At 56.2% G+C, this 14,670-nt stretch carries 12 protein-coding genes; 9 read left to right on the top strand and 3 right to left on the bottom strand.

The genetic code is table 11. The features are described 5' to 3' along the window. The first annotated feature begins 4 nt into the window (after window positions 1-4). The 5 genes from DW806_RS09080 (at window position 5) to DW806_RS09060 (ending at window position 7,235) form a co-directional block, all read left to right on the top strand. The gene (locus DW806_RS09080; protein WP_118729739.1) at window positions 5-1,222 is read left to right on the top strand and encodes a cation:proton antiporter; all 1,218 of its coding nucleotides are present in this window, start codon (window positions 5-7) and stop codon (window positions 1,220-1,222) included. 161 nt (window positions 1,223-1,383) lie between these two features. Then, on the top strand, window positions 1,384-2,880 hold the full coding sequence (gene putP / locus DW806_RS09075) for a sodium/proline symporter PutP (RefSeq protein ID WP_118729738.1): 1,497 nt from the start codon (window positions 1,384-1,386) through the stop codon (window positions 2,878-2,880). 117 nt (window positions 2,881-2,997) lie between these two features. Beyond that, on the top strand, window positions 2,998-3,231 hold the full coding sequence (locus DW806_RS09070; RefSeq protein WP_117490977.1) for a DUF3006 domain-containing protein: 234 nt from the start codon (window positions 2,998-3,000) through the stop codon (window positions 3,229-3,231). Between the two features lie 31 nt (window positions 3,232-3,262). After that, window positions 3,263-4,531, top strand: coding sequence for a diaminopimelate decarboxylase (locus tag DW806_RS09065; RefSeq protein WP_118729737.1), 1,269 nt, complete (start codon window positions 3,263-3,265; stop codon window positions 4,529-4,531). 919 nt (window positions 4,532-5,450) lie between these two features. After that, window positions 5,451-7,235 carry a Na/Pi cotransporter family protein gene (locus DW806_RS09060; RefSeq protein WP_118729736.1) on the top strand — a complete coding sequence of 595 codons (1,785 nt, stop codon included), beginning with the start codon at window positions 5,451-5,453 and terminating at the stop codon, window positions 7,233-7,235. 62 nt (window positions 7,236-7,297) lie between these two features. Here DW806_RS09060 and DW806_RS09055 read toward each other — a convergent pair whose 3' ends face one another. Continuing rightward, window positions 7,298-8,593 carry a M23 family metallopeptidase gene (locus DW806_RS09055; protein ID WP_118729735.1) on the bottom strand — a complete coding sequence of 432 codons (1,296 nt, stop codon included), beginning with the start codon at window positions 8,591-8,593 and terminating at the stop codon, window positions 7,298-7,300. A gap of 129 nt (window positions 8,594-8,722) precedes the next feature. Then, on the bottom strand, window positions 8,723-9,625 hold the full coding sequence (locus DW806_RS09050; RefSeq protein WP_118729734.1) for a hypothetical protein: 903 nt from the start codon (window positions 9,623-9,625) through the stop codon (window positions 8,723-8,725). A 139-nt stretch (window positions 9,626-9,764) separates the two neighbouring features. Here DW806_RS09050 and ychF point away from each other — a divergent pair, with 139 nt between their 5' ends. The 4 genes from ychF to DW806_RS09030 all read left to right on the top strand — a co-directional run bounded on the left by ychF (window position 9,765) and on the right by DW806_RS09030 (window position 12,794). Continuing rightward, window positions 9,765-10,868: a redox-regulated ATPase YchF gene (gene ychF, locus DW806_RS09045; protein WP_118729733.1), complete on the top strand. Its 1,104-nt coding sequence runs from the start codon at window positions 9,765-9,767 to the stop codon at window positions 10,866-10,868. Between the two features lie 348 nt (window positions 10,869-11,216). Further along, the gene (locus DW806_RS09040; protein ID WP_118478628.1) at window positions 11,217-11,990 is read left to right on the top strand and encodes an IclR family transcriptional regulator; all 774 of its coding nucleotides are present in this window, start codon (window positions 11,217-11,219) and stop codon (window positions 11,988-11,990) included. A gap of 12 nt (window positions 11,991-12,002) precedes the next feature. Beyond that, window positions 12,003-12,551 (top strand): tRNA (mnm(5)s(2)U34)-methyltransferase, encoded by a 549-nt coding sequence (locus tag DW806_RS09035; RefSeq protein WP_118729732.1) that lies wholly within the window; start codon window positions 12,003-12,005, stop codon window positions 12,549-12,551. A 6-nt stretch (window positions 12,552-12,557) separates the two neighbouring features. Then, window positions 12,558-12,794, top strand: coding sequence for a hypothetical protein (locus DW806_RS09030; RefSeq protein WP_118285072.1), 237 nt, complete (start codon window positions 12,558-12,560; stop codon window positions 12,792-12,794). A gap of 61 nt (window positions 12,795-12,855) precedes the next feature. Here the strand turns inward: DW806_RS09030 and DW806_RS09025 are convergent, their stop codons facing one another. Beyond that, window positions 12,856-14,481 carry a class I adenylate-forming enzyme family protein gene (locus tag DW806_RS09025; RefSeq protein WP_199677293.1) on the bottom strand — a complete coding sequence of 542 codons (1,626 nt, stop codon included), beginning with the start codon at window positions 14,479-14,481 and terminating at the stop codon, window positions 12,856-12,858. Window positions 14,482-14,670: the final 189 nt, after the last annotated feature.

Genomic DNA, 14,670 nt, shown 5'->3' with positions numbered 1-14,670 from the left:
AACTATGCTTACTTCACTCGCGCTTGCATTTCTGCTCGGTCTGGCTGCGGCGGCACTGTGCAGCCGGATTGGTCTGCCGCGCATCATCGGCATGCTGCTTACGGGCATTCTGATAGGCCCGTATGTGCTGAACTGGCTGGACGATTCCATTTTGTCCATCTCGTCCGACCTGCGGCAGATGGCGCTCATCATTATTTTAATTAAAGCGGGTCTGTCGCTCGATTTGTCCGACCTCAAGCGGGTGGGACGTCCGGCGGTCATGATGGCGTGCGTGCCTGCAAGCTGTGAGATTCTGGCGTTTTTTCTGCTCGCGCCGCACATTCTGGGCATCAACCGGATAGAAGCGGCCGTCATGGGTGCCGTGCTCGGTGCGGTATCTCCGGCGGTGGTTGTGCCGAGAATGGTACAGCTGATGGAAGAAAAGCGGGGAACAGGGCAGGGCATTCCGCAGATGATACTGGCGGGCGCGTCCTGTGACGATATTTATGTGATCGTGCTGTTCTCGACCTTTGTCGGCATGGCACAAGGCGGCAGTGCCAACATGATGGATTTCGTGAACATCCCGGTTTCCATTGTGCTCGGCGTGGCGCTCGGTGCGGCTGTCGGTCTGCTGCTGCACCTGTTCCTTGAGACCGCTTATCGGCACGGCTGCTATGTCCGCAACAGCACGAAGGTTATTCTGATTCTCGGCCTGTCGTTCCTGCTGATGGCGGTGGAGACCTGGCTCAAGGGCATCGTGTCCGTGTCCGGACTGCTGGCCGTTATGAGCATGGCGTGCGTCCTCAAGATCAAAAGTCCGGAGAAAGTCACCAAACGTCTGTCCGCCAAGTTCGGCAAGCTGTGGATCGCTGCCGAAGCGATTCTTTTCGTGCTAGTCGGCGCGGCTGTGGATATCCGCTGCGCAGTACAGGCCGGTGCCGCCGCTGTGCTCATGATCGCACTTGCGCTCGTGTTCCGCGCAGTCGGCGTAAGCATCTGTATGCTCGGTACCGGGCTGAACCGAAAGGAGCGCCTGTTCTGTGTTATTGCCTATCTGCCGAAGGCAACCGTGCAGGCGGCCATCGGCTCGGTGCCGCTGTCGATGGGTCTGCCGTGCGGACAGCTGGTGCTTTCGGTGGCGGTGCTCGCCATCCTGATTACCGCGCCGCTCGGCGCCATTGGCATCGACCGTACCGCCGGACGCCTTCTCGTGCAGGAGAGCCCGTCTGATATTGCAGAATGAGGATATGTTGGGTGCGTTTGTGATAACTGCTGTCATTTTCCTCGGCGGAAAATTGTGCAAAGTGTATATTTTTCGCTAAAGATGCAATTTCCTTCGTGAAATCTTGCAAAATTGCACGTTTCCGTGTATAATTAAAATGAAATTTTAGGAGGGTAAAACATATGACTTTCGACAGCATAATCACAATAGCGGCATTCTGCTGTTACCTGATCTTTATGCTCTGCATAGGCATGTATTTCGTCGGCAAAAACCGCACGACAAATGAGTATTTTCTGGGCGGCCGACAGCTTGGCTCGTGGGTAACCTCCATGAGTGCACAGGCATCCGATATGTCCGGCTGGCTGCTGATGGGTCTGCCGGGTGCGGCGTACCTGTCCGGTATTTCCGCAGGATGGATTGCCATTGGTCTGGCTATTGGCACTTACCTTAACTGGCTGCTCGTTGCAAAGCGTCTGCGCCAGTACACCAAAACCGCAGGTGATGCGATTACGCTGCCGCAGTTCTTCAAAAACCGTTTCCACGATGAAAGCGGCTGGATTTCGGTTGTTGCAGCGGTGTTCATTCTGGTGTTTTTCCTGTTCTACACCGCGTCCGGCTTTGTATCCTGCGCGAAGCTGTTCTCGTCCGTATTCGGCATTCCGTACATAGTGTCGCTGCTGGTCGGTGCAGTAGTCGTTATTTCGTACACGTTTGCAGGCGGCTTTTTCGCTGTTTGCTGGACCGACTTCTTCCAGGGCATCCTGATGTTCTTCTGCGTGCTCGCGGTTCCGACCATCGCTATCTTCTCGATGGGCGGCCCGACCGAGTTCTTCTCGCAGGTGGAAGCGTTCGATCCGAATTTCCTGAATATGCTCGTTGACGGTGCGACCGGCGTGCCGTATACTGCAATGGGCATCATCTCGCTGCTTGCATGGGGTCTCGGCTACTTCGGTCAGCCGCATATCCTCGTGCGCTTCATGGGCATTTCGTCTCCGCAGGCGATCAAGAAATCCCGACGCATTGCTACGGTATGGGTGCTTATCTCGCTGACCGCAGCTATCATGATTGGCGTTTCCGGCCGTATGTTCCTCGGCGACGGACTGCTGCTCAATGACGGCAATCAGGAAACCATCTACATTAACATGGTAGCGAAGATCTTCCCGGTATTCATCGCCGGTATCTTCCTGTCGGCTATTCTGGCAGCCATCATGTCCACTGCGGACAGCCAGCTGCTGGTTACCGCATCCGCTATCACGGAGGACTTTTACCACAACAAGATCCGCAAGAACGCAAGCGAGAAGGAGCTGATGTGGGTCTCCCGCGGCTGCGTTATGGCGGTAGCAATTATCGCTGTTCTGATCGCAACCAACCAGAACAGCACCATCCTTGGTCTGGTATCCTACGCATGGGGCGGCTTCGGCTCTGCCTTCGGTCCGCTGGTTCTGTGTTCGCTGTTCTGGAGACGCACGAACAAGCAGGGCGCGTATGCCGGCATTATCGTCGGCGGCGTAGTCGATCTGGTATGGGCGCAGCTGTCCGGCGGCATCTTCGATCTGTATGAGATCGTGCCGGGCTTTGTGTTCGGTCTGCTTGCCATCGTTGTTGTCAGCCTGCTGACACCGGCACCGACCAAGGCAGTGACCGATGAGTTCGATTCCTACCATCACTGCGTAGAGTAATCTGCAAAAGCAGAATTTAAGAGTAAGTAAAGCAGAACTTAAGAGTAAGTAATGTAAGTAAAAGGGAATACCCAATGTGGTACCGCCCAGAATCAATGAGGCGAGGAGGAGACTGCTATGACAAAGCAGACCGGAATTGTAGATCGCTTTGAAGGCGATTCCGTAGTCGTTGAAGTAAACGGCGAAATGGTGAATTTCGACCGTGCCGATGCACCGGCAATGCTGTGCGAGGGCATGGTGGTCATCATCAAGGACGGCCGTATCGTTGATATCGACGAAATCGAGACCCAGCGCATGGAAAACGATATGCGCCGTCGATTTGAGCGAATTCTCGGTAAGAATACCGATTGAATACCCCAGTAAAGGAAAGGCGAACACACCAATGGAAAAGAAACCCTTTTTGACGCTCCAGCAAGTGCAGGAGATCACCAAAACCTATCCGACTCCGTTCCACATTTACGATGAGAAGGCGATCCGTGAGAACGCCCGCAAGGTAAAGAAAGCATTTGCGTGGAATCCGGGCTACAAGGAATACTTCGCTGTTAAGGCGACGCCGAACCCGCGTCTCATCCAGATTCTGCATGAGGAAGGCTTTGGCTGTGACTGCTCCAGCCTGCCCGAGCTGCAGCTCAGCGATGTTTGCGGCGTAAAGGAGCATGACATCATGTTCTCCTCCAACGTCACTCCGGCAGAGGACTACAAGCTCGCGTCCGACCTGAACGCCATCATCAACTTCGATGATATTACCCACCTCGGTTTCTACGACAAGGTAGTAGGTGACTGGAAGGAGACCATGTCCTGCCGCTTCAATCCGGGCGGTGACTTCGTGCTGAACAACTCCATCATGGATACCCCGCAGGAGGCCAAGTACGGCATGACCCGCGAGCAGCTGGTCGAAGCGTTCAAGTACATGAAGCAAAAGGGTGTTAAGCATTTCGGCATTCACGCATTCCTCGCCTCCAACACGGTTGCCAATGAGTATTATCCGGCACTGGCACGCATCCTGTTCCAGCTGGCGGTTGACGTGCAGAAGGAGACCGGCGTGCATATCGCATTCATCAACCTGTCCGGCGGCGTAGGCATTCCGTACCGTCCGTCGCAGGAGCCGAACGACATCATGGCCATCGGTGAAGGCGTACATCAGGCTTACGACGAGGTTCTTGTTCCGGCCGGCATGGACGATGTTGCCATCTACACCGAGATGGGCCGCTTTATCCTTGGCCCTTACGGCGCTCTGGTTGCCCAGTGCATCCACCAGAAGCATACCTATAAGGAGTATGCCGGTCTGGACGCCTGCGCGGCAAACCTCATGCGTCCGGCGATGTACGGCGCATACCACCATATCACCGTGCTCGGCAAGGAAAACGCGCTGTGCGATCATACCTACGATGTGACCGGCGGTCTGTGCGAAAATAACGACAAGTTTGCCGTTGACCGCAATCTGCCGCAGATTGACATCGGCGATTACGTTTATATCCACGATACCGGCGCGCACGGCTTCTCGATGGGTTATAACTATAACGCAAAGCTGCGTTCCGCAGAGCTGCTGCTGCGCGAGGACGGCTCGGTAGAAATGATCCGCCGCGCAGAGACCCCGAAGGACTACTTTGCAACGTTTGATTTTACCGGACTGTTTGATAACATTAAGTAAGAGCCTTACGCACACAGAAAAGGACCCCTTTGGGGTCCTTTGAGGCTGTCGAAAAACTTCGTTTTCCGAACAGCCTCTCGCTCGAAACCACGCTTTCGAGCGAATCTCGAAGAAAAACCGCGTCCTGCGGACACATTTTTTCTTCCCTTGTATAAATTCCGAGATACATGCTCCCGGAATTTATGAATTTGCAAAGCAAATTCGATTGAATGCGTGCTGCCGCACGAAGCATAAAAATCGAATATTGCTTTTTCGACAAGCTGAAAGGACCCCTTTGGGGTCCTTTTTGCGTTCTGTGGAGTAATTGAGGATTGAAAATGGAGAATGGAAAATGAACGTACAGATGAAACAATGTCTCCGGTTGGGTTTAACATAAGGGGGTTATTGGGGAACGGCGGGGTGAGGGCACCCCGCCCTACGGATAGTTGTTAAATGATATTAATGGATTATATTCGTAGGTGCCGTCCGTAATAACGAGCCAACGAGTTGCGCGACACGGGTATCCTCCAGAGGACCTTCTCTTGCCCTTCGGGCAATTCACCTTGTGTCGCGCCTGCGTAGAGTAAACCATATGTGTAGCAGTAATGTATCTGGCATTGCATAGAGGTAGGGGAATGGGCGGACACATTGGTCCGCCCCTACGGAAGAAAAAATCCTCTGCCGTTCCTTTATAGTCTCAGTTCTGCAAATTTCGCCGTGCTATCCCAAAGGGAAAGGGGTGAAAATCAGAGGGTGGAAACCGCAGGTGTCTACCCTCTTGTGCCCCTGCCGGGTAGGCAAACCAATGTTAAATATGTGTAAAGCCTGCGTATTAACGCAATTTTTATTGACAGTACCATGTAAAAACAATATAATTAAAATGTATGCGAATTGTGAAGAAATAATGAAAATGATTATGTAACAAAACGGGAGGAAGCATATGGATTTTGATGTGCTGTCAATCGTGCAGATGATCGGCGGTCTTGCGCTGTTCATCTACGGTATGACGACAATGGGAAAAGGTTTGGAGCGCGCAGCAGGCTCTAAACTGGAGAAAACGCTTGAAAAAATGACGGGCAATGTCGTTACTGCTCTGCTGATGGGCATGGTCGTTACCATGGTCATTCAATCTTCGTCCGCAACGACCGTTATGGTTGTCGGCTTTGTAAACGCCGGTATCATGACGCTCAAGCAGTCGGTCGGCGTTATCCTCGGTGCCAACATCGGTACCACGATTACCGCGCAGATCCTGCGTCTGTCCGGCGGCGAGGGCAGCGGCAGCCTGTTCATGGATCTGCTCAAGCCGAAGAATCTGGCATATATCATCGTACTTGTCGGCGTAATCATTATGATGATTGCAAAAAAGCGCCGTACCCGCGATATCGCGGATATCTTCACCGGCTTCGGTATTCTGTTCATCGGCATGTCGGTCATGGAGGGCGCGGTTGCACCGCTGGCTGATCTGCCGCAGTTCGCGGATCTGTTCGCTGCTATCTCCAATCCGGTGCTCGGCGTGCTGGTCGGCGCGGGCGTTACCGCGATCATCCAGTCGTCCTCCGCGTCGGTTGGTATTCTGCAGGCGCTGTCTACCACGGGTGCGATCACCTATTCGGCTGCTATCCCGATCATCCTCGGTCAGAACATCGGTACCTGTATCACCGCATTCCTGTCCTCGGTGGGCGGCTCCAAGAATGCCCGCCGTACCGCGATGGTACACTTCTACTTCAACCTGATCGGCTCCATCCTGTTCCTGATCGGCATTTATGCGATTCAGTACACGGTTGGTTTCTCTTTCTGGGATAACGCAATCGACAAGGGCGGTATCGCAAACTTCCATACGCTGTTCAATCTTACCTGTACGGTGCTGTTCCTGCCGTTCACCGGTCTGCTGGTCAAGCTGGCAACGGCGAGCGTGCCCGCAGAGGAGACGCAGGAGGATCCGCTGGCAAAGCTGGAGCCTCGCTTCCTGACCACGCCATCTCTGGCACTCGATCAGGCACAGCGCTGCATTGCTGACATGGGCGACACTGCCAAGCAGAATTTCCATCTGGCAACCGACCCGCTGTTCGGCGGCGCGGCTGCAAACGAGGAGATCTTCCACGAGCACGAGGCCTTCCTCGACCGTGCAGAGGTTGAGATTGGCCGTTACCTGACCACCATCCACAACATCCGTTCGGTCGATCAGCGCCGCCAGATGGCCGAGATGATGCACTCGCTGTCCGATTTTGAGAAGATCGGTGACTATGCGCAGAACATCTTCGAGCGTGCCGACGAGTTCCGTGAGGCCGGTCTGTCCTTCTCGCCGAGTGCGATGCAGGAGCTGCGCACCATGTGCGAAGCGGTTGCCGAGGTGCTCGACATGACCGTTGACGGCTATGACAATCAGGCTGTTTCGACCGCCCGTATGGTCGAGCCGCTGGAAGAAGTTGTGGATACGATGAAGGAGCGTCTCAAGAGCCGCCACATCGAGCGTCTGGGCCGGAACGAGTGCACCATGCAGACCGGTATCCACTTCCTGGATATTGTGCATGACCTTGAGAAGATCAGCGACCACTGCTCGAATATCGCCATTTATACCATCCAGCTGGCCGAGGGCGCAGCCGAGTTTGATACGCACGCCTACGTCAAGCAGGCGTATAAGGAGACCCCGCAGTTCGCGGAGAAGCTCAAATTCTATCAGAATAAGTACCTCACCAAGATTGATGAAGTCGAGGCGATGGAGTAATCAAAAAGAGATTGGCTTGTGCCAATCTCTTTTTGATTGAGAATGGAAAATGATTGCGGCGGTCATTCGAGGCTGACATACTGCTGGGGATCTACCTTTTCATCATTCACCTGCACCTCAAAATGCAGATGCGGGCCGGTGGAGTTGCCGGTATTGCCGGAAAGCGCGATTTTATCGCCCTTGCTGACCACATCGCCGACCGACACGAGCAGCTGTGAATTATGCCCGTACAGCGTCTTGAAGCCGTTCCGGTGGTCGAGGATGATATAGCTTCCGTAGCCGTTGCCGGAGTCCTCTGCAACGATGACCTTGCCGTTATCCGCGGCATAGACCGGCGTGCCTTCGTCCACGGCGAGGTCCACGCCGCCGTGCAGGCGGCCCCAGCGGTACTTGAACGCCGAGGTGAACGTGTAGCTGGTCAGCGGCACGGCAAATTCTCCGGTGCCGATGCCGACATTGCGCGTGCCGACCTCGACAATTTCGTCGGTGGCCTGCCGGAGCACGGTGCGCGCAAGGATGGTGCGCGTGCGCTCCTCGCCGTCCACGGTTTCAATCTCGGCGGTGACCTGCGCTGTGCCTGCGCAGCCCTGCTGGACGGTCTCGCGGTAGGTCTGGTCCTGATTTTTGTTCTCCTGCGTCACGGTGTCGAACGGAATCTGCTCGGTGTAGGTGACGGCGCGGGTCGCGGTCACGTCAAGGTATTGCGACAGGGTATCATACAGCGCGGAATCGGTCTCTGCAAGCGCGGCTGGCGCAACGGCCTTGTCCACGCGGACGGTCTGCAGGAAGTGTACGTTTTCGTCTGCCGCTGTCGTGTACGCGGCCTTGATCTGGTCGAGCGCGGCCTGCGCGCCGTCCGTATCGGCGGCAATGGCGGTCTGTTTGCCGTCCACCGAAATAATGGCAAGCGTGTCCAACTCGCCGCTGGCAGTAATGAGATTGCGCTCGAGTTCCTCCTGCGTCAGCAGCGGAGCAGCTGTCCGCACCGGTTTGGCCTGCAGGCGCAGCGGCAGGTAATAGTCCGTGCCGGAAACGGCAGATGCGCTGGATTCAACCGCGTTTACTGCGTTCAGCAGCGTTGCGCTGTCCTCGATAACACCGAGCGGTTGACCGTCCGCAAGCAGCAGCGTGCCCGGCCGGGTCAGCAGCAGAGCGGGCAGCAGGAACAGCAGTCCGAATACGCTCAGCGCACAGACCGAACGGCGGCGGCCTGCCTGCCGCAGAACACCGGCGAACCGGCTCCAGACCGGCAGGTCGTATACGCGGCAGATCGTGCGGTCGAGCAGCAGGATGAGCCGCAGAAGCAGGTAGAGCAGGCGTGAAATCACGCCCAAAACAAAAGATAACAGGTTTCGCATGATAGTAGTATGGCGGAATGATGTGCGCCATATTCACTCCTTTCAATGGTTACAGTTTGGTAACAGCACCAAGAATACCCATTTCAGGGAGCGAAGTCATACGAAACCTGTCGCTAAGTTATCAAATTTTTATTTTTTGATGGGTGTGCCCGTAAAATCCGTGGGGAAAAAGCGCGGATCGAGCGGCTTCTGCTGATAATAGCGGTCGAGAGCGGCACGCTGCAGCGAGACCGCCAGCGGCACGGCGGCATCAAACAGATCGTAGAACGAATCCGTTCGCTCGCCGGTGCGGGATGTCCACGGACGGTGCTCCTGATTGGTGCAGTCCGCCGAGAGCGGCTCTGTCGGACGGATAAGCGAGGACGCAAAACCGGATTTGCCGATCAGGTGCTCGAACCGCTGCAGACGGGTGAGCGCAGAGGTACCCTGATGCGCGAGATGGTGCATGCGGCGCATATCGTTCATCGAGTGGTAGACGGCGGCAGGCGTGATGTGCACGCCATACGTCTCCCGCAGGGCCTGCGCCAGAATTTTCGCCGCGAGAGGGGACTCGGGCGCATCCGGCTCCAGCTGACGGTACGCCTCGTACTCGGCGGGCGTGTCCGAGACAAAATCCGCGATCATCACACCGTCGATGTCGCTCTCGACTAAATGACGGCGTGCCTCGGCAGAGTAGCCCGGCATGAACTGCGACAGCCTGTCCGCCTGTGCGGAAACAAACGAATAGGTTACGCGGCTGAGTGCATAGTGCGTGCAGAATCCAAATACATACGCGAGTGCAGCCGTGTTGTGCGACGCAACGGCGGCTTTGCACAGTGACTCGAACAGCGGCGCGGGCGGCTCGGTGCAGACGCGGTTCGCCAGTCTGCGCAGCGCGGACGGGAACGGCGCGTGATAGAGCGCCAGCGGGTCCGGTCCCTGCGAGCCCCATCGGTAGGCTGCCGGGTAGGAGGACGCGATATGGGCGACCGAATCACTGGTTACGCGCTGCACGGTAGCCGCAAAAATATGGTAAGTGACATAAGAAGGCATGGCTTTTCACCTCTTGCAGACAAATTGGTATCTTTAGTATAGCGCAAAACATTGCAAAATTCCAGCGAAAGCGGTATACTATTTTTATGCAGAAAACGGGGAGCAGAAAATCCCCTTATAAAGTTGGAGGAATTACATTATGAAACTCGGCATCGTCGGACTGCCAAACGTCGGCAAGTCTACCTTGTTCAACGCAATTACGCAGGCGGGCGCGGAAAGCGCAAACTATCCGTTCTGCACCATCGACCCGAACGTCGGCATGGTCGCTGTACCGGATGAGCGTCTGCAGCCGCTGACCGATCTCTATCACGCAAAGAAGACCACGCCTGCGGTGGTCGAGTTCGTGGACATCGCCGGTCTGGTGCGTGGCGCAAGCAAGGGCGAGGGTCTGGGCAACAAGTTCCTGTCCCACATCCGCGAGGTTGACGCCATCGTTCACGTTGTCCGCTGCTTCGACAACGAGAACATCGTGCATGTTGAAGGCTCGGTCGATCCGGCCCGTGACATCGAGACTATCAACCTCGAGCTGATCCTTGCGGACATCGAGCACCTCGAGCGCCGTCTCGACCGCACCCGCAAGGCTGCAAAGGCAGACAAGAAGCTGCTCCGCGACGTGGAGATCCTCGAGAGCCTGAAGGCGCATCTGGAGGAGGGCAAGACCGCCCGCACCTTCGAGGGCTTTGGCGAGGACGAGGACATTGAACGCGTCATCGGTGAGAGCGACCTGCTGTCCGCGAAGAAGGTCATCTACGCAGCAAACATGGACGAGGAAGGCTTTACCGGCAACGATACCGAGAACGAGCGCCTCAAGGCGGTACAGGCCATTGCAGACGCAGAAGGCGCGATGGTTCTGCCGATCTGCGCAAAGCTGGAGGAGGATATCGCCGGCATGGACGCAGAGGAGAAGGAGATGTTCCTGTCCGAACTCGGCCTGCACGAGTCCGGTCTGGACCGTCTGATCAAGGTCTGCTACGACCTGCTCGGCCTGATGAGCTACCTTACCGCCGGTGAGCAGGAGGTTCGCGCGTGGACCATCGAGAAGGGCACAAAGGCGCCGCAGGCTGCCGGCAAGATTCACACCGACTTCGAGCGCGGCTTCATTCGCGCTGAGGTTATCAACTATAAGGACCTCATCGAGCTTGGCTCGCTGGCTGCTGCCCGCGAAAAGGGTCTGGTTCGCTCCGAGGGCAAGGAGTATGTGATGCAGGACGGCGATGTTGTTCTGTTCCGTTTCAATGTTTAATTGCTGAATTTTATGCAGACCACAGTCGTTTTGACTGTGGTTTTGCTTTGTAAAAGGAGAAATTTCGCTCCCTGCAAGATAGCGTTTATCAGCAGCTTTATTCGCAGGTGACAGACGCAACAACGTATAAACGAGTTGCGCGGCACTGTTATCCCCAGGGGACCTTCTCTTGCCCTTCGGGCAATTCGCCTTGTGTTGCGCCCGCGCGGTGTCAGCGCAAATTCCGTCCGCTTCGCAAGTGACCAATCCCAATTTGGCGACCACACCAAAATAATCCCTTGTTTTTTGTGCAGCTTTGCTGTATAATGGAGTTGTGTTTTATAATACGGAACGAAGGGAAGCGTTTTCATGGCGGAGCAATCGACCGTTCAATCGCTCGACCGCGCATTCGATTTGCTGGAAACTCTGTGCCGCAGCCGCAACGGCATGAGCATCGGCGGCCTGTCTGCGGAAACCGGCCTGCACAAAAGCACGGTTCACCGTCTGCTGACCAGCATGTGTGCGCGCGGCTATGTGCAGCGCGACGCGGAAACCAGCGTCTACCGCGCCGGTATGCGCCTGTGCGAGATGAGCAGCTATATTGTGGATAATCTGGATATTGTTGAGAGAGCACGCGCGTCGCTTGAACGGCTCGAGCAGTGCACGGATGAGACCGTTCACCTTGTCATGCGCGACGACAAGGACATTGTGTACATCCATAAAGTGGATAACGGCTCGTCTGCCATCCGCATGTTCTCGCGCATCGGCATGCGCCTGCCGCTGTACTGTACGGGCGTTGGAAAGGCAATTCTTGCCACATGGGACACCGCAGAGGTGCGCGATGTGTGGCAGCACAGCGATGTGCATGCGTGGACCGAGCACACCATCGTCGATGAGGACGCGTTTTTCCGTGAGATCGACAAGGTGCGTCAGCTTGGTTACGCGCTCGACAATGAGGAGAACGAGCTTGGCGTGCGCTGCATTGCGGCCGCCATTCCGGACTACCGCGGACGCGCGTCCTACGCGATTTCGCTGTCTGCGCCGGTCAGCCGCATGACCGACCAGCGCGTGGCAGAGCTGCGTGCGCCGCTCATGGCTGCGCGGGACGAAATCGCGCGCGCGCTCGGCGGCGGCCGCTTTTGAGGAGGGCAGAGCATGAACACACTTTCGGTTGTGCATGATGTGCTCCGGCGGCAGGTTCGGGAAGGCGATTTTTGTATTGATGCGACCGCGGGCAAGGGCAGAGACACAGCACTGCTGTGCCGTCTGACAGGCGAAATCGGCCGTGTGCTGGCCTTTGATGTGCAGGAGGATGCCGTCCGGCAGACCCGCGAGCTGCTGGCGAAAGAGCACCTCAGCGCCGAGGTTTACCTCGACAGCCACGCTAACATGGCGCACTACGCCGAACCGGAGACGGTGGACTGCATCGTGTTCAATTTCGGCCGTCTGCCCGGCGGAGACCCGACAAAATTCACCACCGCAGAGACTTCACTGCCTGCTGTTGATGCGGGACTGAAACTGCTCAAAAAAGGCGGATTGATCGCGCTTGCGCTCTATTATGGCAAGGAAAACGGCTATGAGGAGCGCGATGCGCTTCTGGCTCACTTGCGGGAACTCGACGACCGAACCTATACCGTGCTCGGCTGTGAGTGGATGAACCGAAAAAATGATCCGCCGCTGCCGATTTTCATCTGGAAGGAGTAACGAATTATGCCTTGGTGCCCGAAATGCGGCGCGGAATACGTCGAGAATGTTCGTAAATGCAAGGATTGCGGCGTGGGGCTGCTCGACCATAAGCCGACACCGGACGAAATGCTTCCTCCGGACCCGAAGCCGACCGGCTGGCGGCGGTTTGTCACAAGAGAACGATTCCTGCGCGTGCTGAAAACGCTGATCGCCATTTTGCTGGCGCTGGCGGCTGCGCTGTCGCTGCAAGGATTACTGTAAACGTGTTGTAGATGAAAAAAGGAGAATGGAACGAATCCATTCTCCTTTTGTGCTGTCTGGGTTATTTTTGCTTGCGCAGGGCGCGGTGCATGATTTTGCCGGTCGCGGTGTGCGGCAGGGAATCAACGATGTTGTAGATGCGCGGCCACTTGTACGAGGACAGCATGGGACTGTTCGTGCAGTACTCCTTCAGCTCCTCAACGGTGAGGGAGGGGTCGCTCGGCACAACATATGCCGCAACAACTTCGCCGCGCAGCTTGTCCGGCGCACCGATAACGGCGCTCTCTGCGACCTTGGGATGGTCGTTCAGCACGGCCTCGATCTGCGGCGGATAGATGTTCTCGCCTGCGGAAACGATCATATCGTCCTTGCGGCCGCGCACGGTGACGAACTCGTTCTCGTCCCATGTGCCGACATCGCCGGTGTACAGAAAGCCCTTGTAGAACTTCTGTTCGGTCATTTCCGGGTTATTATAGTAACAAAATGCGCTCTTTGCCGGAGAGGAGATGATAATCTCGCCCTCGGCCACGTTGTCGTGCGGGACCAGGTCATCCGGCTCGGAATGGGAGCCGTCCTCGCGCAGCTTTACGATGCGGACCTCGTCGTCCGTACACGAGCGGCCGGCCGAGCCTGCGTTATCCGGCAGGTCGAACGGGCGCAGAAATGTGTTCCAGAAGGATTCCGTCGTGCCGTAGCCGTTGAAAATGTTCGGCGTGAGCAGCTTTATATACTTCTCACATGCGCTCTTTTCAAACGGCGCGCCCATGGTGACAATGCCGCGCAGCGCGGACAGGTCGTGCGGGGTGCGCTCCTGCGTGCGGGCCAGCATGGCAATGATGGTCGGCACACCGATCAGGAACGAGATGTTGTACTTCTCGGCATAGTTCAGGCAGCGCTTCGGTGCAAAATCGCGCAGAATGACAACTTCGCCACCCGCATAGAGGGTCGGGCACGGGCCGCCGGAGTGGATGCCGCCGCGGTGGAACCACGGGGTCATGTTCATCGTGCGGTCGGTCGGACCGAGAGGGAAGTGCATCATAACGTCATGCGCGGAAAGCACCTCGTTGATATTGTTGATCGGCACACCCTTCGGACGGTTGGTTGTGCCGGAGGTGTACAGACGGGTGGTCTCGTCATAGATGTGCGGGTCGAAGTCGATCGGCGGGTCGTTCTCCGGCTGATCGGCAACGTAATCCGCATAGCGCACCTGACCGGCAGGTACGGCATCGTCCGCGCCGACAACGATCTTGATGGCAGGCTTGCTCTCGCACAGGTCGAGCGCACCGCCGGACAGCTCGCCGAACTCGGCGTCATAGATGAAAGCCTTGGGCGTGCTGTCATCAATGACGAGTGCAATCTCGCCTGCGCCCTGCCGGTAGTTGACCGGACACGCGATCGCACCAATCTTGTGCGCCGCCAGATAACAGAAAACAAACTCCGGCGAGTTGAGCAAGGTGAACATGACAACGTCGTTCTTGCCGACGCCGTTCGCGCGCAGCGCATGCGCCAGACGGTTGGCTTCGGCGTTCAGTTCGCGGTAGGTCCAGCGGCGGCCGGAACGCGGGTCAAAGAGTGCCGGTCGGCTGCCGAAACGCGAAACATTGCGCAGAAAACCGTTCAGATAGGTGAAACGGGTTTCAAATGTGTCGCGGAACATGGAAATATCATAGGTGTATTCGTGACTCAAGGGATCACCTCTTAATAATTTGTATGGGGTATTAGCAATTCATAATTACCTCAGGGGATGGTTGTATATAGAGTTAAAAACCATTTAACGAATATTATAATACCACATAATCACGAAATTGCAAGAAGAAAAATCTTACAGGGACACAGGCTGCGTGCCGGTGTCCCTGTTACTTTTATTTGCAATAGG

The organism is Butyricicoccus sp. AM32-19 (genome assembly GCF_003480365.1).
In the GTDB taxonomy this organism is placed as follows: Bacteria; Bacillota; Clostridia; order Oscillospirales; family Butyricicoccaceae; genus Agathobaculum; species Agathobaculum butyriciproducens.
This window is presented reverse-complemented; position numbering and strand designations above follow the sequence as displayed.